Raw genomic sequence first — 22,798 nt, forward strand, 5'->3', positions numbered from 1 at the left:
ATTCCCCAATGCATATTCATATCTTGGGCATTTGCGGTACTTTCATGGGCGGCATTGCCGCAATCGCTCGGCAGGCCGGACATCGGGTAACTGGCTGTGACGCCAACGTATATCCACCAATGAGTACTCAGCTGGAAGCGCAGGGTATTGAACTCATCGAAGGATTTTCGCCCGATCAATTATTACAGTTTGAGACGATGCCAGATTTATTTGTCATTGGTAATGTCGTTTCGCGTGGCAATCCACTGATGGAAGCGATTCTTAATCAAGGGCTTCCTTACACCTCTGGCCCTCAGTGGTTGGGTGAGCAAGTTCTGTTTGGTAGGCATGTTTTGGCTGTTGCTGGTACACACGGCAAAACAACTACCTCTGCCATGCTGGCTTGGATCTTAGAATTCAATAATTACAAACCCGGATATTTGATTGGTGGAGTGCCATTGAATTTCACCGTATCCGCCCGCTTAGGCGAGAGTCAATATTTCGTAATCGAAGCCGATGAATACGACACGGCGTTTTTTGATAAGCGCAGTAAGTTTGTTCACTATCGCCCGCGCACCGCTTTGTTAAATAATCTCGAGTTTGATCACGCCGATATTTTTGCTGATCTTGCTGCAATTGAAACGCAGTTTCATCATTTGGTCCGGACGGTGCCAGGCAATGGTCTTGTTGTGGTTAATGGCGAAGAGCCCGCCTTAGAAAGAGTCATTGCACGAGGTGCTTGGGCACCTGTTGAAAAGTTTGGCCAGGATCAACACAATGCCTGGTCTTTAATTTCTCAAGATGCCGATGGCTTCATCGTTTTGCAAGATGGCAAAGAGCTTGCAACGGTGACTTGGGCTCCTGACTCTGGAGTTATGGGTCGACATAATCAGCTCAATGCATTGGCAGCTATTGCGTCAGCAAATCATATTGGTATTACACCAGCCGATGCCGCACGCGCTTTAGCTGAGTTCAAAAATGTGAAACGTCGTTTAGAGACGATTGGTGTTGCAAATAAAGTAACCGTATACGATGACTTTGCGCACCACCCAACCGCAATTATTACTACGGTAGATGGCTTGCGTCGAAGGGTGGGGCGGTCCCGTATTTTGGCAGTCTTGGAGCCTCGTTCTAATACGATGAAACTCGGAGTGATGAAGGCACAACTACCCAATAGTTTGGAAGCAGCCGATAAGATTTTTGCATACGGTGCAAGCACCGGTAAAGATTCTTTAGGTTGGGACTTAAATGAAGTCTTAGCCCCATTAAATGCAAAGAGTGACAATCGTGCTGTAGCCTTTGATGATCCATCTGCTTTAGTTGAGGCCGTTGCAAATGAAGCAAGGCCTGGCGACCATATTTTGGTGATGAGTAATGGTGGCTTTGGTGGAGTGCACCAAAAAATATTGACTGCAATACAAGAGAAAGCAAAGTAATGAGTATGAGACTAAAAGATAAAGTAGCCATCATTACTGGTGCTGCAAAAGGCATTGGTTTTGCAACTGCTAAACGTTTTGCGCAAGAGGGTGCAAAGGTGATGATTGCGGATGTGAATCCCGAGGCTGTTAAGGCTGCAGTGGAACTCATTCCAGGCTCAGAAGCCTATGTAATGAACGTGACTGATCGTGCAAGTGTTGAAGCGGCTGTTGATCAAATCATGCAGCACCATGGACGTATTGATGTTCTGATTAATAACGCTGGTATCACTCAAGACGCACGCTTAGTTAAAATGACCGAAGCACAATTTGATACAGTGATTGATGTCAATCTCAAAGGTGTTTTTAATTGCTCGCAGTTGGTAGTACCGCATATGTTGGAGGCTGGTAAAGGCGCTGTCGTAAATGCTTCTAGTGTCGTGGGCATTTATGGAAACTTTGGCCAGACCAACTATTCAGCAACCAAGTTTGGAGTGATTGGATTCACCAAAACTTGGGCGCGTGAATTGGGCCCAAAAGGTATTCGGGTAAATGCAGTTTGTCCTGGCTTTATTGCTACCGAGATGGTCAAAGCGATGCCAGAAAATATTCTGAAAGATATTGAGAGACGCAGTTGGTTAGGTCGCTTAGGCACTCCCGAAGAAATGGCGAACGTGTATTTATTTCTAGCGAGTGATGAGGCGAGCTATGTCAATGGTGTTGCGCTTGAGGCCAGCGGCGGGATCTCACTCTAACGATGCATCTTTTATATGAAGAGGGTGGCGATATTAAGGTCGCCACAGTCCAGTCTGCTTCGGGCGCTGGAGATGCCCAATCTTGGCAAGCAACTAGTTTGTCTGGAAAAAAGATTAAGTTAAAAGCCAAAGAGGTTTGGTTACGCTTTGAGAAGCCAGAGCCACAGCCATTGATGGATGAGGCAAATGCCCTATCCAAAGAACTCGATCTGCAATTCTTGTGGGATTGCGCGCCAGATGAAGAGTTTGGCTTGGTAGATGTTGCCCACGAGTACTTTGGTGCACAAGCAAATATTCCGCAACAGACTGCATTGGCCATTGCATTACAGGGGGCGCCAGTCTTCTTCAGACGTAAAGGGCGGGGACGTTTTCAAAGGGCACCGCTTGAGCAATTGCAGGCTGGTTTAGCAGCGCTCGAGCGCAAGCAAAAAGAATTGGAGCAGGAGAGTGCATGGCAGCAAGAACTAGTGGCTGGCGTATTTCCAGAGACGCTCAAGTCTCAGGCAAATCAACTGCTGTTTTCTCCGGATAAAAATACCTCTGCCTATAAGGCATTGATTGCAGCATGTACCGAGTCAGGGGAGTCGCCTGCGCAGTTAATGATCCGCTGTGGTGCGATTGATTCACCTTTGCAATATCACCAAGGGATGTTCTTAAAGGCGCATTTCCCTCAAGGCGCAGCACATGAGCAAAGTTTGGTAGTTGATCAAGTTGCGTTAGATGCTGCTATTTCAGAATTGCCCCTAGCTGAAGTGACCGCATTCTCGATAGATGACTCAGGCACCACTGAAATCGATGATGCTTTATCGGTCACTGCGCTCGAGGGTGGTGGACATCGTATCGGTATTCATATTGCGGCACCTGGCTTGGTGATTGCCAAGGATGATGCTTTAGATAAGGTTGCGCGCACTCGCATGTCTACCGTATATTTCCCTGGCGACAAGATTACGATGTTGCCTGATTCGGTGATTACGCAGTTCTCATTGGATGAAGGCGCCGCTCGTCCAGCTTTATCGATTTATGTAGATATTGATGTGGCTGGAGTTGTGGATAAAGAGACTCTGCAGTTGCGCGCTGAGATGGTTCCGGTGGGGGCGAATCTTCGGCTAGAGAATTTAGAGTATTTGGTGACAGAAGAAAGTTTGGCTGATGAATCGTCTGACTATGCTTATCGTCAGGAGCTCAGCGTGTTGTGGGCCGCAGCCAAGTTATTGCATGCAGGGCGCCAGGAGCAGCGTGTAGCAAATGGGTTGCGCGCTGAACAGTTGGGGGTCTTGGATCCCAATGCCTTAGCGAGAGACTTTCATTTTCAAATCAAAGAAGTGGATGGATCGCAGCGAGTAGACATTACTCCTCGTCAACGTGGCTCTATCGTCGATACTATCGTTGCTGAGTGGATGATTTATTGCAATAGCGCTTCAGGACGCTTATTGGCAGATCATGGGATACCTGGTTTGTTCCGTACTCAAAAGGGTTGGGGCCCCTTACGCACGCGTATGCAGACAACTCCAGGCCCACATGAAGGCTTGGGTTTGGAGTATTACGCTTGGTGTACTTCCCCTTTGCGCCGTTACTCAGATTTAGTGAATCAGTGGCAGTTAATTGCTATAGCAAAACATGGTATTACTGCCAAGATGGTAGCGCCATTCCCGCCGCGTGATGCCGCATTAATGGGTATCGCCGCCGACTTTGAAGCTTGCTATTCAGCCTACGGTGAATACCAAGATCGCCTCGAGAAATACTGGTGCTTGCGCTGGGTTTCTCAGGATGAAGTTCCTAAGCAAGTCTTTGTGAGACATCTCAAAGAAGGTATGTCCCGAGTAGAGTCAGTCCCATTGCATCTTCCAGTTCCCGAGTTGGCGGCCCATCCACGGATGACTCGAGCTGAAGTGAGTGTGGCTGATGTGGATCTCTTGCAACTCTCCGCCGGGGTTCGGGTTCTTCATATTGAAACCCTAGAGGTTCCTGAGAGTGATGCAAGTCCCACCTAAGCTGACTCAGATAGTGGGGTGCCTAGGTAGTTGGCAACGCTACCTATTTCTCTATGCCCTAGCCCTCTCGATTTTGCTTCATCTCATCTTTTTATCCTTCCGTTGGGGCATGGGAGAAATTGAAAATCGTCGTTTAAACACACCACTCAGCGTTGTCTTAGTGAATGCTAGCAATCCAGTGGCACCCAAGCAGGCCAATAAATTAGCCCAAGCAGATTTGCATGGAGGCGGCAACACCCTTAATCAGGATGCTAGTGCGCTCCATCGAGCCAGACTCGGTGCAGATGCTCGTCTCGAGGCTTTAGAAAAACAGCAAAAACAAATGCTGGCCAAGCTCGAAGCAGATCGAGCGCTCTCTGGCGGTCGCAAAAGTGGTGATGAGAAACAAGTAACACCTCAGCTAAATTCTTTAGAGGCTGAGCTGGCTAAGCGTTTGCAAGCTAATGGTCGCGAGCCTCGTCGTAAGGTCTTGACTGGGGCCAGTACTAAGGCGGTTGTCTTTGCGCAGTATTACGATGCCATGCGTCAAAAAATAGAGGCTTATGGCAGCGCATTTTTCCCACGGGCTAACGGTCGCCCCCTGTACGGAAGTTTGGTGATTGTGGTGAGCGTAGATGCTCAGGGGCGTATTGCCAAAAATGCTCAAGGTAAGGATGGTTTAAGTATTGGACGAAGCTCTGGCAATCCTGAGTTGGATCGCCAGGCCTTAGCGATCGTTCGTGCTTCTGCCCCCTTTGGAGTTTTCCCCGCAGAAATGCGTAACCAGCTTGATATCCTAGATTGGGTTTCTACTTTTGATTTCACGCGGGATGGATCTGATCGCTTGGATTTGCGTCCTTAATTCGGAGGACATCACTCAATTTCGCTTATCCTATAGTTAATATGAGTCAACTTATTTCCGCTGAGTTACATACCGACCCCATTCAATTTCCTGACGTAGATGTCTATGCGGTTGCCGGTAATCCAATCTCCCACAGTAAATCACCTGCTATTCATCAACGATTTGCTGAACAGTCAAATCAGAAAATGCACTACGGACGTTTACAGCCTGCAGTTGGTGAATTCAAAATCGCTGCGCAAGCTTTCTTTGCTGCTGGCGGCAAAGGTATGAATGTCACCGTGCCATTTAAATTGGATGCCCAAGCTCTTGCAGATGTATTAACACCGCGCGCACAGCTCGCTGGTGCTGTAAATACTTTGCGTATAGAGCATGGAAAAATCTATGGTGACAATACCGATGGCGCTGGCTTAGTCAGAGACTTACTGGCGCAGGGTATTCAGATTCAAGGCTCCCGAATTTTATTGCTGGGAGCGGGCGGCGCTTCTCGTGGAGTACTAGGTCCTTTACTAGAGCAATCGCCTGCAGAGTTAATGATTGCCAATCGATCCAATGCCAAGGCCGAGGAGTTGGTTCAGCTATTTAGTGATTTGGCTCACTCCCTACAAGTTGTATTGACTGTAGTTACTTTGAGCGAGCTGGAGGATGTAAGCAAGACTGCATCTCCTTTTGATCTCATTATTAATGCTACTGCTGCAGGTTTATCTGATGAATCTCCCATTAGCGATGCCGCAGCAAGCAATGTATTTACTCCGCAGTCTTTTGCCTACGATATGGTCTACGGCAAAGTCACTGCCTTAATGCAGCAAGCATTGCATCGCGGTGCACGAGTTAGTGATGGCTTGGGTATGCTGGTAGAACAGGCCGCAGATGCTTTCTTAATTTGGCGTGGTGCCCAGCTTGTTGATGCGATTGATTCTCGCGCTGTATTGGCAGAACTTCGCACTTCCTAATTCCTAGCTAAGCTTGAATGCGTTGGCTTTCTTATCTTCTGAAATGTTTAGTGGGTGGCTTTATTGCCATGCAAATGTATTTTGTCATTCAGATTGGTTTATGGGTAGTGCTTGATCCTAGTAGCACTGCATTTCAAAGGGCTGAACGTTGGCGCCTTTGCGGTCTGGCATGGTCTTGCCCAGTGCAGTCATCTTGGGTTCCTTACGACAAAATCTCCAGCAATCTCAAGCGTGCTGTTTTAGTGAGTGAAGACGATATCTTTTTTCAGCATATGGGTGTGCGGTTTGATGATATGAAAAAAGCATGGGCTAAAAACTCACAACTTAATCAACAGGGTGGTGGCAAATCCAAAACTGCTTTGCGTGGGGGCTCTACGATTACACAGCAACTAGCAAAGAATCTTTTTCTTTCTTCCGAGCAGAATTATTTTCGTAAAGGACAGGAGCTCATCATTACGGGTTTGTTAGAGGTAATGCTTCCCAAGCAACGTCTATATGAAATCTATTTAAATTCAGTGGAGTGGGGTGAGGGCATCTTTGGTATTGGCGCAGCTTCTCAGCATTATTACGGCATTAAGCCGGCATCACTTGATCGAGAGCAGGCTGCAGCTTTAGCATCAGCTTTACCTGCACCGAAGTGTTTTGACAAAGTGCAGTACTGCCGTAAGGCTAATATTCATTTCCCTACGCGACAAGACTTTATTCTCGAAAACATGGACAGGGTCGCTTTAGCCCCCATTCAGAAACCAAAAGCGCGCTAGTGTTACTTGGTACTTGCAGTTCTTAGTGCATCTCTTGTTGCGATGGCCACTTTTCTGGCTGCCTCAGCAAAATCATTTCCTGCGCTTGCATACAAGATTGCTCTAGAAGAATTGATCATCATGCCCGTGCCAGGCTGATTGGGTATGATGCCAGCTTTCACAGTGGCATCGATATCGCCACCTTGAGCACCAATGCCGGGAATGAGTAAGGGCATCTCGCCCACAATCGCTCGCACCTTAGCAATTTCCTCGGGGAAGGTTGCGCCAACTACTAGGCTAATTTGGCCTGAGGTATTCCATTGTTTTGCAGCGAGTTTGGCCACATGAAGGTAAAGGGGTTCACCATCAGGTGACACATTTAGAAACTGAAGATCGGAGCCTCCTGGGTTGGAGGTGCGACATAAAATAATTACGCCCTTGCCAGCATGCTTCAAATAAGGCTCGATCGTGTCAAAGCCCATGTAAGGATTCACGGTAACAGCATCCGCACCATAACGCTCAAAGGCTTCTAAGGCGTAGTGGTCAGCTGTACTACCGATATCACCACGCTTGGAGTCGAGGATGACGGGGATGTGGGGATATTTATCTTTAAGGTAGCGAGTCAGTTTTTCTAGTTGCGCTTCGGCCCTTTGGGAGGCGAAGTAAGCGAACTGGGGCTTAAAGGAGCAGGTCGTATCCGCAGTGGCATCAGCGATCTCGCGGCAGAACTCAAAAATCCCCTCAGGCTTACCCTGAAATACGGCGGGCAAACGCTTGGGATCTGGATCAAAGCCCACACACAACATACTGCCTTGGGAAGCCCACGCGGACTGTAGTTGTTGGGTAAAGGTATTTGAGCTAGAGTTCATTAGGATTAAGCTTATTTTAGTCAAACTGTTATATCCATAGGATAAACTAGCGACCATTCCTTAGGAGTTCACCATGATCAACTTGTTCGTCCTGCAAAATGGCCGCCTCTCTCAAGAGCAAGTGGAAGATCGCAATGAATTGTTGCAATACTCCAACCCTATCTGGATCGACGTTGTAGACCCTGAAGAGGAAGAACTCCTTTGGATTAAAGAGGCTTTTGGCGTTCTTTTGCCTGAATTGGATGATTTAGGTGACTTAGAAGCTTCTGCGCGGTATTTCGAGGCGGATGATGGCCACCTCCATATTCGTACTGATTTCTTATTGGACGAAGAAGAAACTTCTCGCAACGTACGAGTTGCTTTCGTAATGACCAAGCAAGTCTTGTTCTCTATTCATGACGAAGATTTGCCGGTATTCCGCTTGGTGCGTTTGCGTGCCCGTTTGCGCCCAGGCTCAGTCAGTAACGCGAAAGATGTTTTACTTGACCTGTACTCCACTGATGCCGAGTATTCTGCTGATGCCTTGGAAGAGGTTTATGAAAACCTCGAGCAAGCAGGTAAGCGCGTGCTGCAAGATGACATCACTGATCATGATGCAGAAGAAGTGCTCGAAACCATTGCCAAGGAAGAAGATACTAACGGACGTATTCGTCGCAATGTGATGGATACGCGTCGCGCATTGTCTTTTTTGATGCGCAGTAAATTATTGTCTGATGAGCAGCAAGAAGAGGCGCGTCAGATTTTACGAGACATCGATTCATTAGAAAACCATACCGCATTTCTATTCGATAAGATCAACTTCTTGATGGATGCGACAGTCGGTTTTATTAATTTGAACCAAAGTAAGATCATTAAGATCTTCTCGGTGGTATCCGTTGCCTTAATGCCGCCAACTTTGTTAGCGAGCGTGTGGGGCATGAACTTCCGCTATATGCCTGAACTAGAGCAGACCTGGGGTTATCCAGTTGCCATTATTTCTATGGTGATTTCAGCGATGATTCCATTGGGCTACTTCCGCCACAAGGGCTGGCTTAGCTCACGTTAATTCTGTAGTGCTACCTTGCTAGTCGTTTTTGGGTTTAAGTAATTCCAAAAATTGAGAGAGCGCAAAATCACGCGCTTGTTCTCGCACTACTTGACGATCCCCCTTGAAGTGTTTGGTAAGCGTGACAGTATTCACAACATCATGCCCAGTATTTTCTTTAATCGCCCAGCCAAAGCAGACGGTGCCAACCGGCTTTTCTGCTGAACCACCACTAGGTCCCGCAATGCCTGTGATAGAGATTGCAGCATTGACATTAGCATTGCGTAGCGCCCCTTCAGCCATGGCTTTGGCAACTGGTTCACTGACTGCACCAAAAGATTCAAGGGTTTCCACTGGAACATCCAAGCATTCTGATTTTGCGGCATTGCTGTAGGTGATATAAGCTCGTTCCAGCCAATCACTCGAGCCTGCTAAGTCCGTTAGAGTTGCGCAGACAAGGCCGCCAGTGCAGGATTCAGCCAAGACAATTTTCCAGCCTCGGCCCACTAAAGTCAGGGCAATAGCTCTCGCTAATTCATGCTGAGGATCGTTATTATTTTTCATGAGAGATAACCCAATCCAATTTGTACAAGCGCTATTGGGAGAAGCGTGAATAATGCAGCAGCGAGATCATCTGCAATGATTCCAAAACCACGCCACAACACTGTGCCAAAACTCGATGGAGAAGAATGATCGCCATTCTCTAAATGTTTAAAGTGCCGATCAATCATTCCAATCGGACCAGGTTTTACCGCATCAAAGAATCGGAATAGTGCAAATGCCAAAATTTGTATCCATAAGGTTGCTGGCATGATAAGTATCAATACGAGCCAGAAGGCGACCACTTCATCCAGCACAATGCCACCAAAATCTTTTTTACCTAACTCTTCACTGACTTGTCCACAGATCCAGCAACCCAGAAGAATGCTTGCGCCAATAATCCACCACCATGCTTCAGTTGATAGAAAGTAATCACCCAATAAGAAAATAGCCCAAGCCCACAGTGTTCCTGCGGTGCCAGGTGCAAATGGCGCCAGGCCACTACCTAGTCCGAACGCCAGGGCGCGACTAGGTTTAGCAAAGACCCACTTGAAGCTAGGGGTCAATGCGGAGGAGCCTTTTGAATTGGTTTGGGTATTCATGCGAAGTGATCAAAAGATTTCAGCAGTAAATCTGCTTGCTGAGAATTTAATTCTTTTCCATCGTTATCGATGATGCGTATCTCGGGTGCTGAGTGTTGCATGGATTTGACAGTACCAATTTGAGTCAGTGGAAGATTTAAGTCCCCGCTGATTTTGGTGATCGCATCTCTTGCACCGCTTGCCGCAGTAAAGCACAGCTCGTAATCATCACCGCCATTTGCTGCATATTGATTCTGAATGGTGGGTGATTGTTTGCGTAGCGTAGCGGATTTAGGGATCCGCTCTAAATAGATTTCTGCATCTTTACCTGATTGCTTGAGGATATGTCTTAGATCACCCAATAGACCATCGGAGATATCCAAAGCAGAATTGGCAATGCCTCTTAAGGCAATACCTAAATCTATTCTAGGGGTGGGTTGATGCATGCGCGCCTCAATTATTTCCAAATCGTCTTTTTCTAATTCAATTTCGTGACGCAGTGCAGCAAGAGCAAGTCTTGCGTCACCAACGGCTCCCGAAACCCAAATATCATCGCTCTCCAATGCCCCAGACCTGCGAATAGCTTTGTCTTTTGGAATGCTGCCAAAAGCAGTGATGCAAATATTGAGCGGACCGGCGGTAGTATCGCCACCAATGAGGGGGCAAGCAAATTGATTGGCGATTGCAAATAAACCTTTGCTGAACGCTTCCAACCAGACTGAATTCGCCTCAGGCAATGCTAGTGCGAGCGTGAAACCCATCGGCCTAGCGCCCATCGCAGCCAGGTCTGAGAGGTTGACTGCTAGGGCTTTCCAGCCTAGCCACTCTGGATTGGCGTCTTGAAAAAAGTGTCTGCCACTGACCAACATGTCGCTGGTGATTGCAATCTCTTCAGTAGGGTCGATTGTAAGTAGGGCGCAATCATCACCAATCCCCATCTTTACTGAGCCGGGGTTGCTGGCAAGCATCAGTTCCGACTGCGTTTTAAAGAAACGCTGAATTAGATCAAATTCACCAAGTGAGGAGGTTTGAGATTGCATGCCCTATTTTATGGCTCTTGGGACTCTTTCATCTGAGAGGAATAGAATTAAAGCTTGAATATGGCTTATAGATGAGTGAACTGATGAGTAAACCAAGCAATAGCAGTAAAGAACAGCAAATAGCAGATTTAAGGGCGGCTGCTCTTCACTATCATGAGTTCCCAACCCCGGGGAAGATTGAAATTGCCCCAACGAAGCAGTTAACCAATCAGCGTGACTTAGCCCTAGCTTACACACCTGGCGTTGCTGCCCCATGCGAGGAAATTGTTAAAGATCCCGCTAATGCTTTCAAATACACAGCTCGAGGTAATTTAGTTGGTGTGATCACCAACGGTACGGCAGTATTGGGACTCGGAAATATCGGACCATTGGCTAGTAAGCCAGTGATGGAAGGTAAAGCAGTTCTTTTCAAGAAATTTGCTGGCATTGATGTTTTTGATATTGAAATCAATGAAAACGATCCAGATAAATTAGTTGAAATCATTGCGGCCCTCGAACCCACCTTTGGTGGTATTAATTTAGAAGATATCAAAGCACCAGATTGTTTTATCGTCGAGCGCAAGTTGCAAGCGCGCATGAAGATTCCAGTCTTTCATGATGACCAACATGGAACTGCAATTGTGGTTGCTGCTGCGATTCTGAATGGCTTAAAAGTAGTCGGTAAGGATGTTGCTAATGTGAAATTAGTCACCTCTGGTGCTGGCGCTGCTGCATTAGCTTGTTTGGATTTATTGGTTGACCTTGGTATTCCACGAAAGAATATTTGGGTTACTGACTTAGTTGGTGTTGCATACAAAGGTCGTCAAGAATTAATGGATCCAGAGAAGGAGCCGTTCTGTCAGGAGACTGATTTACGCACCCTAGATCAAGTGATTGAAGGCGCTGATATTTTTCTAGGCCTCTCAGCTGGCGGTGTTCTCAAGCAATCGATGGTGAAGAAAATGGCTGATAAGCCATTGATCTATGCCTTGGCAAACCCAACCCCCGAGATTTTGCCTGAGGAGGTCAAGGAGGTTCGTCCTGATGCGGTAATGGCAACGGGTCGTACTGATTATCCAAACCAAGTGAATAACGTGTTGTGCTTTCCGTTTATCTTCCGTGGTGCATTAGACGTTGGAGCTACGACCATCACACGTGGCATGGAGGTCGCAGCGGTAAAGGCTGTGGCGGAGTTGGCACAAGCTGAGCAGAGCGAAATAGTAACCTCGGTATACGGTATTGAGAACTTATCTTTTGGCCCCGAGTATCTAATTCCGAAGCCGTTTGATCCGCGTTTAATTACCGTCATTGCACCCGCTGTTGCTAAAGCGGCAATGGAGGACGGCGTGGCCCTGCGCCCAATTAAAGACTTCGATGCTTACCGCAATCAGTTGCAACAATTTGTGTACCACTCCGGTACTTTGATGAAGCCATTGTTTAGTATTGCTAAACAAGTACCTGCTGCACAAAAACGGATCGTGTTTGCTGAGGGTGAAGATGAGCGCGTATTGCGTGCAGTACAAATCATTGTCGATGAGCATTTGGCTACACCAATTCTGATTGGTCGCCCTGCGGTAATCGAGCACCGCATTGACAAGTTCGGATTACGTATTAAAGCGGGTGAAGACTTTGAGATTGTGAATCCAGAGAATGATCCACGCTTCCGTGATTTCTGGCAAACCTATTTAGCTTTGACTGAGCGTAAAGGAGTCACCGAATCTTTTGCCAAGTTAGAAATGCGTCGCCGCCATAGCTTGATCGGATCCATCATGATTAGTAAAGGCATGGCTGATGGCATGATCTGCGGAACCGTTGGCAACTTAGCAACCCATTTGAAGTACATTGACGAGGTGGTAGGTCAAGAGTCGGGCGCTAATGTTTATGGCGCAATGTCTGGATTGATTTTGCCGGGTCGCCAAGTCTTCTTGGTGGATACCCATGTGAATATCGATCCAACAGCAGAGCAATTGGCTGAACTCACACTGATGGCTGCAAACGAAATGCGTAAATTAGGCATAGCGCCCAAGGTGGCACTCTTATCCCATTCCAATTTCGGTTCTAGTAGCGCTCCATCCGCAGTCAAAATGCGCGAGGTACTGGCTTTGATTCAAAAAGCAGACCCTAGTCTCGAGGTGGATGGTGAAATGCATGGTGATAGCGCTTTGGATGAAACCATTCGCGCCGGTGCGGTTACTTCATCACCATTAAAAGGCGATGCTAATTTGTTGGTACTGCCAAATATTGACGCTGCCAACATTTCTTACAACTTATTGAAGACTGCTGCGGGTAACGGTATCGCAATCGGACCATTGCTCTTAGGAGTTGCAAAGCCAATTCACATTTTGACGCCAGCCGCTACTGTGCGCCGTATCGTCAATTTGACCACTTTGGCGGTAGTTGAAGCAGCAAGCAACGCTAGAGGGGCGGTCTAAGAACTAGGGCTGTACTTTTATTTATGTTAGTTAGTGTTAACTACCATAAATAATTACTATATAAATCAATGGTTTATATAAAATGTACTGTAATTGGGCTTGATTTGATGGCGTGTTAAGGGTAATCTAGCATCCATCATGAATAATCGCTCTGAAAACGGCACTACACAAGGCTTTGACGAACACAGTCGGGCTGAAAGTTGGGATAGTAACGATCGACTCGAAATCGAGTCATCCGCAGCCAATATCTATGCTGAGGGCGGTTTATCTCGTTTACAAACCTATGCAGCAAATCAAGTTTCGGGGAAAAAAGTGACAGCTTCTTGGCGTGCCGCTTTGGCCGTTCGCGATGCCGGACCGCCGGCAATGTTGCGCAGTGTGCGCCCTAATATCGTGCAATCTATTCGTGCTTTCCGCACTCCTGATCTTCAGGAAGCTGCTACTGAACTTGGCCAGCATTTCATTTACGCTAATTGTGCAAATGCGATGACTAAGGGTGAGGTTTTAGAGGCGATTGCGATTGCTTACACATTCACCAAGCAACAGGCGAAGAATTTCGATCCTTTACTGGATGCTTTGACGACTACTGTTGATAAATCAGGTCCCCAGCCAGGTTTCGTAGTGGTACTCGAAGGTTTGCCTTGCACGCAGAAGTTTGACAAAGAAGCTCGCGAGACTCTGTTAGATGTGTTCCGTGATGCTGTGGATTTCTGGTCTGAGCGCCGCACACCATACCGTGTGTTCTACTCCTTTGCCTAATCACTCGATTTAACGAGTGAAGTAGTAAGACAGTAAAACAACAAAAATCGCCTCTATTTGAGGCGTTTTTGCATTTCTGGGCCCCAAACGCTGTGAACTGCAGTAATTGCCACAATTCCAGCGGTCTCTGTTCGTAGTACTCGATCGCCTAGAGAGACTATTTGATAACCCGCAGCTTGCGCTTGCGCTTCCTCTTCTGGAGTGTGCCCACCTTCCGGCCCAATCATCAAAATAATATCCTGCGGTGGACTGTCAAGCAAAACTGAATAGAGGCTTTTATCGGTATCAGGACTTAAAAGTAGTTTAAGTTTGGCTTTTTGTGGCTTCTGTAGATAACTTGCAAAACTTTGTACAGGTTCTACAGTGGCTAAAACGGTGCGATCACATTGTTCGCAAGCGGCTTGAACGATGCCTTGCCAGTGCAAAAGACGCTTTTGAGCACGCTCAGCATCGCTAGAGCGCGTTAATTTAATGACTGAGCGCTCACACTGCAACGGTGCAATGACTTGAGCACCAGTTTCTATGGCCTTTTCAACCACCCAATCCATCTTGTCGCCCCCAGCAAGTCCTTGTGCCAAGGTAATGGCATAGGGGCTCTCACGATGTGTGTCTTGGCGAATATCACTTAGCTCGGCCTCCCCTGACTTATTGCTAAGTGAGAGCAGCTTGGCCTGGGCAACGTGGCCTTTTCCATCAAAGATGGGGAAAAATTCACCGACTTGGATGCGACGGACGCGCAAGTGATGTGCGAGCTCAGGGGTGAGGGTATGTGGCTTTTGGTTTTCCCATGGGCCGGGAAGATAAAATTGAGGCATTACTGAAATATAGCTAATTAATTTTCTCGAGACCAAATTTACGATGTCAAACCTACAAATTCGTATGGCAAACGCCATTCGTGCTTTATCCATGGATGCAGTTCAACAAGCCAATTCCGGTCACCCTGGAATGCCAATGGGTATGGCTGATATTGCAGTCGGTCTTTGGAATGAACATTTGCAACACAACCCAACCGATCCTCATTGGATGAATCGTGATCGCTTTGTTTTATCAAATGGTCATGGCTCGATGTTGCTGTATTCCTTATTGCATCTGACTGGTTATGACTTGCCGATGAGCGAGTTGAAAAACTTCCGTCAGTTACACAGCAAAACTGCAGGACATCCTGAGTATGGAATTACCCCCGGAGTAGAAACGACTACTGGTCCTTTAGGTCAGGGTATTTCAAACGCGGTTGGTATGGCGCTGGCAGAAAAATTATTAGCTCAGGAATTTAATCGTCCCGGTCACGATATTGTTGATCACCACACCTATGTATTTTTGGGTGATGGTTGCTTGATGGAAGGTATCAGTCATGAAGTGTGTTCATTGGCTGGCACACTCAAGCTGAATAAACTCATCGCGCTATGGGATGACAACGGCATCTCGATTGATGGCAAAGTGGTTTCTTGGTTTAACGAAGATACGCCAAAGCGTTTTGAGGCCTATGGCTGGAATGTGATTCGCGCTGTTGATGGTCATGATGCAGAGGCTGTATCGAGTGCAATCGCTAAAGCGAAGAAGAGCGACAAGCCAACATTGATTTGTTGCAAGACGGCTATCGGTCAAGGCTCTCCCAATATGGCCGGAAGTGACAAGGTACATGGCTCACCATTGGGCGCAGCTGAAATTGCTGCAACCCGTGTCGTATTGAATTGGCCGTATGCGCCGTTCGAAGTTCCAAAAGATATTTACGAAGCTTGGGATTTCAAGAAGCGTGGCCAAGCTGCTGAGCATGAGTGGAATAAAGAATTCCAATCGTACAAAAATAAATATCCAGAACTCGCTTCTGAATTACAGCGCCGTATGCAAGGCGACTTATCTAAGGATTTCTCCAAAACTTTAGAAGCTTATTTAAAAAATTGTGAAACCAAAGCAGAAACGATTGCTACTCGTAAGGCAAGTCAAAATGCCATCGAGGCATTGGCTCCTGCATTACCAGAGTTCATGGGTGGCTCTGCCGACCTAACAGGATCCAACTTAACAAACTGGTCTTCATGCAAGCCTGTACGTGGTGATCAGTGGGGTAACCACATTAATTACGGTGTTCGTGAATTTGGTATGAGTGCCATCATGAACGGTATCGCTTTACACGGTGGATACATTCCATTCGGTGGTACCTTCTTAACCTTCTCTGATTACAGTCGTAATGCAATACGCATGGCTGCATTGATGAAATTGCGCAGCATCTTTGTCTTTACGCATGACTCTATTGGCTTAGGTGAAGACGGTCCAACTCATCAGTCAGTTGAGCATGTAGCGAGCTTGCGCCTGATTCCGAATTTAATGGTTTGGCGTCCTTGTGACACCACTGAGAGTGCGGTGGCTTGGGGCTCTGCAATTGAGCGTAAGCATGGCCCAAGCGCTTTGATCTTCAGTCGTCAGAACTGCCCATTTGTTTCACGTAATAGTCAGCAAGTAAAAGATATTGCCCGCGGTGGATATGTTTTGCGTGACACCAAGAAATTAAAGATCAAGGCAGTGATCATTGCTACTGGTTCAGAAATCGCCTTGGCGTTGCAAACAGCAGATCGTTTAGATGCTGAAGGCTTTGGTATTCGTGTGGTTTCGATTCCATCAACGACAGTATTTGATCAACAAGATGCTGCGTACAAAGCAAAAGTTTTGCCGACAGATATTCCACGCATTGCTGTTGAAGCGGGCGTAAGTGATTTCTGGTGGAAGTATGGTTGCGCAGCAGTGCATGGCGTTGATACCTTCGGTGAGTCTGCGCCAGCACCTGTGCTCTATGAATATTTTGGTTTAACGGTCGATCAGATTGCTAAAACAGTGAAGCAATGTATTGCAAAGAAATAGAAAAGATCAGAAACAAAGTATTCATCTAAGAATTCAAAATGAGCAAGGGAAATGGAATGACAATTCGTGTCGCAATTAACGGTTATGGTCGTATTGGCCGCATGGTCTTGCGTGCTTTGTATGAAGATCAAGTCAATGGCAAGCCAAGGCGCGATATCAAAATCGTTGCAATTAATGCGATGGGTGATATCGACATCAATGCGCACCTGACGCAATATGATTCTGCACACGGTCGTTTTCCTGCTGAAGTAGAAGTAGATGGCGATTGCATGGTAGTCAATGGCGATCGCATCAAGATGTTCTCTACTCGCAATCCTTTGGAAACTCCTTGGGGTGAGTTAGGTGTGGATTTAGTACTTGAGTGCTCAGGCAAATTCACTTCCAAAGAAAAAGCTATGGTGCATATTTCTCAGGGTGCGAAGAAGGTATTGATCTCTGCCCCAGGTGAAAAAGATGTAGATGCCACGATTGTTTATGGTGTGAATCAACAAGTTCTCAAGGCAAGCGATGTTGTGGTCTCTAATGCAAGCTGCACAACGAACTGTCTCGCCCCATTGGTGAAACCATTACTAGAAAAAATTGGTATCGAGTCTGGTTTGATGACCACGATCCATGCATTTACTAATGACCAGGTTCTGACTGATGTGTATCACAAGGATATGCGCCGGGCGCGTTCTGCTGTGACCAGCATGATTCCGACCAAGACAGGCGCTGCAAAAGCGGTTGGCTTGGTATTGCCAGCTTTAGCAGGTCGCTTTGACGGTTTTGCAATGCGTGTGCCAGTAATTAACGTCTCTGTTGTGGATTTAACCTTTGCTGCCAGCCGCGCTACTAGTGTGGATGAGGTGAACTCTATCCTCAAGGCAGCCAGTGAAGGTGAATTGAAGGGTATTTTGGGTTTCAATACCTTGCCTTTGGTTTCCATCGATTTCAACCACGACCCACGCCCTAGTATTTATGACGCTTCACAGACTCGTGTTTCAGCGGATGGTAAGTTGGTCAAAGTATTGGCTTGGTATGACAACGAGTGGGGTTATTCAGTTCAAATGCTCAATGCGGCTGAAGCATTGATGGCTGTAAAGTGAGAAATTAAGTAGCTTTTTAAGCTTAAAACCACTCAAAATCGTGTTATTCATGTAAAAAAACCTCAATTGAGGTCTTTTTTCGTTAATTGCACTTATCTTGCTAAATTAGGACTTTGGCTTATTGCGACAATTTTTCTTTTGGCAATGGCCATACATGGCTAAAGAGTGCTCCTGGAGCTTGAAACCAAGGTTTTTAGCAATATCGCGCTGCCTTTTCTCGATCGCCTCGTCTACAAACTCCTCAACGTGACCACAGTCTAGGCAGACCAAGTGGTCATGGTGCTGACCCTCGTTTAGTTCATAAATAGCCCTGCTATCCCCTTTACTGGACTCAAAATGACTGCGGAGCAAGATGCCTGCTTGCTCAAACTGGGTGAGCACCCGATATACCGTGGCTAAACCAATTTCTTTGTCATCTTTGGCTAGTGCCATAAAGACGTCTTCGGCACTAAAGTGCGTCCCACCATTTTGATGAAAGAAGTCCAAGATTTTCATGCGTGGACCGGTTGCCTTAAGGCCAATGTCGCGTAAATCTGCTGGAGTCGGATTTTGGTTCATATTCAGGGTTTGGGAGCTAAAATCAATGTCTTAATGATACGGCCTGCTATGCAAAATTGCCTTCAACTTTTTACCCGTCTACTGAACTCCATTTTGAGAGTTTTTGACCTCGCTCGGGCGGGCTTAGTCATCACTGCAGTGAGTTCGGTAATGATTGTCACTGGTTGCACCAGCGCCGTTGATGACACCCAGCGTGCCTGGATGAATAAAGTCTTTAGACCTTATGTTCCAGATGTGGTGCAGGGTAACTTTATTTCGAGTGAGCAATACGCGAAGCTGCAGGTGGGTCAGAGTCGTGAGCAAGTGCGTCAGATTCTAGGCACACCTTTGCTGGCTAGTTATTTCCATGCCAATCGCTGGGACTACGTTTTTGAATTTAAGCGTGCTAATCAGAAAATGAGTAAAGAGCGTCGCGTAACGGTATTTTTCGAAGGCGATAAACTGGTGAAGTTTCAGGGTGACCCATTACCAACCGATGTTGAGTTGGTTGCTGAGATTGATGGCTATGCAAAAACCAAACGCTCATTTTGGGATGTCATGACTGGATCGAATAAGCCACCAGTAACCCCACCTTTGCAGCAGCCAGAGTTGCTGGTTCCTAGCCCAACTAATAATTTGCCCGCTGGGGCTACAGTGCCTGCAGCTCCTGTCAGTAGTTCATTTTGGGACTTCTTTAGCTTTTCAAAAAAGTCGCCAGATGCTCAGCCGGTGCCTCAACAGTTAGGACCTGGTGCACTCAATGTCCCGCAGGCTAGTGAAGTTAAATAAATATGAAGTTGTGTTGATGTCGAGTGAAGTTTTTCGACAACCTTGAATAAGAAACGAAGATACAGATGATGAAAATTGCAATCGCTGGTGCAACCGGCCGCATGGGAAAAATGTTGATCGAGGCAGTGCTCAATTGCACCGACGCTGAGCTTGTTGGTGCGCTGGAGCATGAGTCTTGCCCTTTACTGGGTGAAGATGCGGGCGCGTTCTTAGGCAAAAAAACTGGTGTAGCCATTACATCAGATATTGCGAAGGCTTTAAGTGGTGCTGAGTTCTTAATTGATTTCACTCGTCCAGAAGGCACGATGGCTCACTTAGCTGTTGCGCAAAAGACAGGTAGCAAAATGATTATCGGTACTACCGGTCTGAGTCCAGAGCAAATTGGTAACCTGAAGAAAGTCTCTGCAAACTTAGCCATCGTATTTGCTCCAAATATGAGTGTGGGCGTCAATGCGACATTTAAGCTGCTAGAAATCGCCGCCAAGATGTTGAACGAAGGTTATGACATTGAAATCGTTGAAGCCCATCACCGCCATAAAGTGGATGCTCCATCTGGCACTGCCCTCAGAATGGGCGAGGTGATAGCAGATGCGCTTGGTGAGAAATTGGACGATGTTGCGGTATATGTACGCGAAGGTCATACCGGTGAGCGCAAAGCAGGCTCGATTGGTTTTGCCACTATCCGTGGTGGAGATATTGTGGGTGATCACACAGTCTTATTTGCGGGCGAGGGTGAGCGGATTGAGATTAGCCATAAGTCCTCTAGTCGTCAGTCTTACGCACAAGGTTCTTTGCGCGCTGCACGCTTCTTACAAGCTCAGGGCTCCGGTCTTTATGACATGCAAGATGTTCTAGGTCTACGTAAGTGAGCGAAGTAAATCAGCGAAGTAAATAGTTGAATAAATCAGAATAGAAGAAAAGAGTTGTATTGAATGAGTAAGGATTACGATCACCGCAGTATCGAATCTGCAGCACGCGCTGATTGGGAAAGTGCGCAAGCTTATAAGGTAGCCGAGAACGCAGTAGATGCTTCGGGCAAGCCAAGACCAAAATACTACGCCTGCTCGATGTTGCCTTATCCATCTGGTAAGTTGCATATGGGGCATGTTCGTAACTACACCATCAATGATGTGATGGCTAGACAATTACGTATGCAGGGCTACAACGTTCTCATGCCGATGGGCTGGGATGCGTTTGGTATGCCCGCTGAAAATGCAGCGATTCAGAATAAAGTGCCACCAGCTAAATGGACCTACGACAACATTGCTTATATGAAAAAGCAAATGGCGGCGATGGGTCTAGCAATTGATTGGTCACGTGAAGTAGCCACTTGTAATCCTGATTACTACCGCTGGAATCAATGGCTCTTTTTGAAGATGCTTGAAAAGGGCGTTGCGTATCGCAAGACTCAAGTGGTTAATTGGGATCCAATCGATCAAACTGTATTGGCAAATGAGCAGGTGATTGATGGGCGCGGTTGGCGCTCTGGTGCTTTGGTAGAAAAGCGTGAAATCCCAGGCTATTACTTCAATATCACTGCATATGCAGAGCAATTACTTTCTGGCCTAGATAATTTAGGTTGGCCTGAACGCGTCAAAACGATGCAGCAGAATTGGATTGGTAAGAGTCGAGGTGTGCGGTTTGCGTTTAAGCACGAGATTGCCGATGCGCATGGCAACTTTGTTCAAGATGGTCAGCTGCATGTATTTACAACGCGTGCTGACACCATCATGGGTGTTACATTCTGCGCAGTAGCGGCTGAGCATCCTTTGGCAACATTGGCGACCACCAATAATCCTGAGTTAGCTGCATTTATCGAGAAATGCAAAACCGGTAGTGTGATTGAAGCTGATCTAGCGACTCAAGAAAAAGAAGGTATGTTTACCGGCCTGTATGTGAGACATCCATTGACTAACGAGTCGATACCGGTTTGGGTTGGTAATTATGTTTTGATGTCTTATGGCGATGGCGCTGTCATGGGTGTTCCCGCACATGATGAGCGTGACTTTGCATTTGCACTCAAATACGATTTACCGATTAAGCAAGTGATTGCTTTGCGCACCCCTTCGGACATGTTTAATAGTAGCCATTGGCAAGATTGGTATGCCCAAAAAGAGGATGTCGTGTGCCTTAATAGCGGTAAGTATGATGACCTATCGTATGAAGAGGCAGTGGATGCAGTAGCTAAAGATTTAGAGCAAATGGGTATTGGTGAAATCAAAACCACTTATCGTTTGCGTGATTGGGGTATCTCTCGTCAGCGTTATTGGGGAACACCGATTCCGATTATTCATTGTGGTGATGAGAGTAATCCTGGTTGCGGCGCAGTTCCAGTGCCTGAGGCGGATTTACCAGTGGTGTTGCCTGAAGATTGCGTGCCTGATGGTAGCGGTAACCCGCTCAATAAGCGTGCCGACTTCCTGAATGTGAAATGTCCAAAATGCGGCAAGCCTGCGCGTCGTGAGACTGACACCATGGATACCTTTGTGGATTCTTCTTGGTACTTCATGCGTTACACCGGCCCAGATGCGAAGACCATGGTTGATGAGCGTAATGAATACTGGATGCCAATGGATCAGTACATTGGCGGCATTGAGCATGCGATTTTGCATTTACTCTATGCGCGCTTTTGGACCAAGGTCATGCGTGATCTCAATCTCATTACTTTTGATGAGCCATTTCAGAACTTGCTAACGCAAGGCATGGTACTCAATGAGACTTATTACTCTGAAGAGGCTTCTGGTAAAAAGACTTGGTTAAATCCCTTGGATGTAGAGCTCGAACTAGATGATAAAGGTCGCCCTCAAAGCGCCAAGCTGAAAGGTGATATTTCTGGCACACCAGTCATTATTGGTGGCGTTGAGAAAATGTCTAAGAGTAAAAATAATGGCGTTGATCCTCAAGCCTTGATTGATCAATACGGCGCTGATACTGCGCGGCTCTTTGTGATGTTTGCTGCTCCTCCTGAGCAGCAGTTGGAGTGGTCTAGCGCTGGCGTAGAAGGGGCCTCCCGTTTCTTGCGCCGCGTGTGGATATATTCCAGCGATCAGGCAGATTTAATCCGCGCTGCTAGTGAGGGATTGCCAAGCGATTTAAATGATGCAGAAAAAGAATTGCGTCGTGAAGTGCATACCATTTTGAAGCAGGCTAACTTTGACTATCAGCGTCGTCAGTACAACACCGTAGTTTCTGCAGCAATGAAAATGCTCAATGTCTTAGAGCCCGTAAAATTAGGTGATAAGACTGTAGTGCGACCCGCTGTGTTGCGTGAGTGCCTAAGTATCTTGATTCGGGTGCTTTACCCAGTAGTGCCTCACTTAACGCATGCCCTCTGGAATGAGATTGGATGCGATCAATCATTTGGCACTCTTTTGGATGCGCCATGGCCTTTAGTAGATGAAGATGCGCTGATTCAAACTGAGTTGACCATCATGTTACAAATTAATGGCAAGTTGCGTGGCGATATAAGTGTTCCTGCCGATGCCACTAAAGAGCAAATTGAGGCTTTGGCATTACAAAGTGAGCCTGCTGTAAAAGTATTAAATGGCGCAGCACCTAAAAAGGTGATTGTGGTTCCTGGCCGCTTGATTAATATTGTTGCTTAGATCGCTAACGCTTTATTTTGAAGAGAAACTAAAC

Annotated in this window: 20 protein-coding genes; 14 read left to right on the forward strand and 6 right to left on the reverse strand. The window is 46.7% G+C overall.

What is annotated here, in order from left to right; genetic code table 11:
- Positions 1–8: 8 nt before the first annotated feature.
- The 6 genes from mpl to mtgA are packed head-to-tail and all read left to right on the forward strand — an operon-like array spanning position 9 to position 6,692.
- Complete coding sequence (gene mpl, locus ICN22_RS02465) at positions 9–1,415, forward strand: UDP-N-acetylmuramate:L-alanyl-gamma-D-glutamyl-meso-diaminopimelate ligase (protein ID WP_216168681.1); 1,407 nt, start codon at positions 9–11, stop codon at positions 1,413–1,415.
- 5 nt (positions 1,416–1,420) lie between these two features.
- On the forward strand, positions 1,421–2,149 hold the full coding sequence (gene fabG, locus ICN22_RS02470) for a 3-oxoacyl-ACP reductase FabG (RefSeq protein WP_216168835.1): 729 nt from the start codon (positions 1,421–1,423) through the stop codon (positions 2,147–2,149).
- A 2-nt stretch (positions 2,150–2,151) separates the two neighbouring features.
- Positions 2,152–4,140 (forward strand): ribonuclease catalytic domain-containing protein, encoded by a 1,989-nt coding sequence (locus tag ICN22_RS02475; RefSeq protein ID WP_216168682.1) that lies wholly within the window; start codon positions 2,152–2,154, stop codon positions 4,138–4,140.
- Positions 4,124–4,981 (forward strand): energy transducer TonB family protein, encoded by an 858-nt coding sequence (locus tag ICN22_RS02480; RefSeq protein ID WP_216168683.1) that lies wholly within the window; start codon positions 4,124–4,126, stop codon positions 4,979–4,981. The genes ICN22_RS02475 and ICN22_RS02480 overlap by 17 nt, the downstream gene beginning before the upstream one ends.
- A gap of 41 nt (positions 4,982–5,022) precedes the next feature.
- Positions 5,023–5,931: a shikimate dehydrogenase gene (gene aroE / locus ICN22_RS02485; RefSeq protein ID WP_216168684.1), complete on the forward strand. Its 909-nt coding sequence runs from the start codon at positions 5,023–5,025 to the stop codon at positions 5,929–5,931.
- A gap of 17 nt (positions 5,932–5,948) precedes the next feature.
- Complete coding sequence (gene mtgA, locus ICN22_RS02490; protein ID WP_216168685.1) at positions 5,949–6,692, forward strand: monofunctional biosynthetic peptidoglycan transglycosylase; 744 nt, start codon at positions 5,949–5,951, stop codon at positions 6,690–6,692.
- A gap of 2 nt (positions 6,693–6,694) precedes the next feature.
- Here mtgA and pyrF read toward each other — a convergent pair whose 3' ends face one another.
- A complete protein-coding gene (gene pyrF, locus ICN22_RS02495) occupies positions 6,695–7,540 on the reverse strand; it encodes an orotidine-5'-phosphate decarboxylase (protein ID WP_216168686.1) in 846 nt (281 codons plus the stop codon).
- Between the two features lie 73 nt (positions 7,541–7,613).
- On the opposite strand from pyrF, the gene corA reads away from it, so the two are divergent.
- Positions 7,614–8,585 (forward strand): magnesium/cobalt transporter CorA, encoded by a 972-nt coding sequence (corA, locus tag ICN22_RS02500; RefSeq protein WP_046329509.1) that lies wholly within the window; start codon positions 7,614–7,616, stop codon positions 8,583–8,585.
- Positions 8,586–8,603: 18 nt separating this feature from the next.
- Here corA and ICN22_RS02505 read toward each other — a convergent pair whose 3' ends face one another.
- Genes ICN22_RS02505 through thiL form a run of 3 tightly spaced genes read right to left on the reverse strand, consistent with a single transcriptional unit; the run spans position 8,604 to position 10,725 of the window.
- Complete coding sequence (locus ICN22_RS02505; RefSeq protein ID WP_216168687.1) at positions 8,604–9,128, reverse strand: CinA family protein; 525 nt, start codon at positions 9,126–9,128, stop codon at positions 8,604–8,606.
- On the reverse strand, positions 9,125–9,706 hold the full coding sequence (locus ICN22_RS02510) for a phosphatidylglycerophosphatase A family protein (protein ID WP_216168688.1): 582 nt from the start codon (positions 9,704–9,706) through the stop codon (positions 9,125–9,127). Before ICN22_RS02510 ends, ICN22_RS02505 begins: the two co-directional genes overlap by 4 nt.
- Positions 9,703–10,725, reverse strand: a complete 1,023-nt coding sequence (gene thiL, locus ICN22_RS02515) for a thiamine-phosphate kinase (protein WP_216168689.1) — start codon at positions 10,723–10,725, stop codon at positions 9,703–9,705. The genes ICN22_RS02510 and thiL overlap by 4 nt, the downstream gene beginning before the upstream one ends.
- 71 nt (positions 10,726–10,796) lie before the next feature.
- On the opposite strand from thiL, the gene ICN22_RS02520 reads away from it, so the two are divergent.
- Together ICN22_RS02520 and ICN22_RS02525 are read left to right on the forward strand one after the other, a co-directional pair.
- Positions 10,797–13,136: an NADP-dependent malic enzyme gene (locus tag ICN22_RS02520; protein WP_255533798.1), complete on the forward strand. Its 2,340-nt coding sequence runs from the start codon at positions 10,797–10,799 to the stop codon at positions 13,134–13,136.
- A 138-nt stretch (positions 13,137–13,274) separates the two neighbouring features.
- Positions 13,275–13,895 (forward strand): barstar family protein, encoded by a 621-nt coding sequence (locus tag ICN22_RS02525; RefSeq protein ID WP_216168690.1) that lies wholly within the window; start codon positions 13,275–13,277, stop codon positions 13,893–13,895.
- Positions 13,896–13,948: 53 nt separating this feature from the next.
- Here ICN22_RS02525 and ICN22_RS02530 read toward each other — a convergent pair whose 3' ends face one another.
- Positions 13,949–14,710: a 16S rRNA (uracil(1498)-N(3))-methyltransferase gene (locus tag ICN22_RS02530; protein WP_216168691.1), complete on the reverse strand. Its 762-nt coding sequence runs from the start codon at positions 14,708–14,710 to the stop codon at positions 13,949–13,951.
- Between the two features lie 43 nt (positions 14,711–14,753).
- Here ICN22_RS02530 and tkt point away from each other — a divergent pair, with 43 nt between their 5' ends.
- Positions 14,754–16,748, forward strand: coding sequence for a transketolase (gene tkt / locus ICN22_RS02535; protein ID WP_255533799.1), 1,995 nt, complete (start codon positions 14,754–14,756; stop codon positions 16,746–16,748).
- Between the two features lie 56 nt (positions 16,749–16,804).
- On the forward strand, positions 16,805–17,833 hold the full coding sequence (gap, locus tag ICN22_RS02540; RefSeq protein WP_216168692.1) for a type I glyceraldehyde-3-phosphate dehydrogenase: 1,029 nt from the start codon (positions 16,805–16,807) through the stop codon (positions 17,831–17,833).
- A gap of 105 nt (positions 17,834–17,938) precedes the next feature.
- Here the strand turns inward: gap and fur are convergent, their stop codons facing one another.
- A complete protein-coding gene (fur, locus tag ICN22_RS02545; protein ID WP_216168693.1) occupies positions 17,939–18,391 on the reverse strand; it encodes a ferric iron uptake transcriptional regulator in 453 nt (150 codons plus the stop codon).
- 48 nt (positions 18,392–18,439) lie between these two features.
- Here fur and ICN22_RS02550 point away from each other — a divergent pair, with 48 nt between their 5' ends.
- The 3 genes from ICN22_RS02550 (at position 18,440) to leuS (ending at position 22,764) form a co-directional block, all read left to right on the forward strand.
- Positions 18,440–19,159 carry an outer membrane protein assembly factor BamE gene (locus ICN22_RS02550; protein WP_216168694.1) on the forward strand — a complete coding sequence of 240 codons (720 nt, stop codon included), beginning with the start codon at positions 18,440–18,442 and terminating at the stop codon, positions 19,157–19,159.
- A gap of 68 nt (positions 19,160–19,227) precedes the next feature.
- A complete protein-coding gene (gene dapB, locus ICN22_RS02555) occupies positions 19,228–20,028 on the forward strand; it encodes a 4-hydroxy-tetrahydrodipicolinate reductase (protein ID WP_216168838.1) in 801 nt (266 codons plus the stop codon).
- A 63-nt stretch (positions 20,029–20,091) separates the two neighbouring features.
- Positions 20,092–22,764 carry a leucine--tRNA ligase gene (leuS, locus tag ICN22_RS02560; protein ID WP_216168695.1) on the forward strand — a complete coding sequence of 891 codons (2,673 nt, stop codon included), beginning with the start codon at positions 20,092–20,094 and terminating at the stop codon, positions 22,762–22,764.
- Positions 22,765–22,798 lie beyond the last annotated feature (34 nt).

It is taken from the genome of Polynucleobacter bastaniensis, from assembly GCF_018882205.1.
In the GTDB taxonomy this organism is placed as follows: Bacteria; Pseudomonadota; Gammaproteobacteria; order Burkholderiales; family Burkholderiaceae; genus Polynucleobacter; species Polynucleobacter bastaniensis.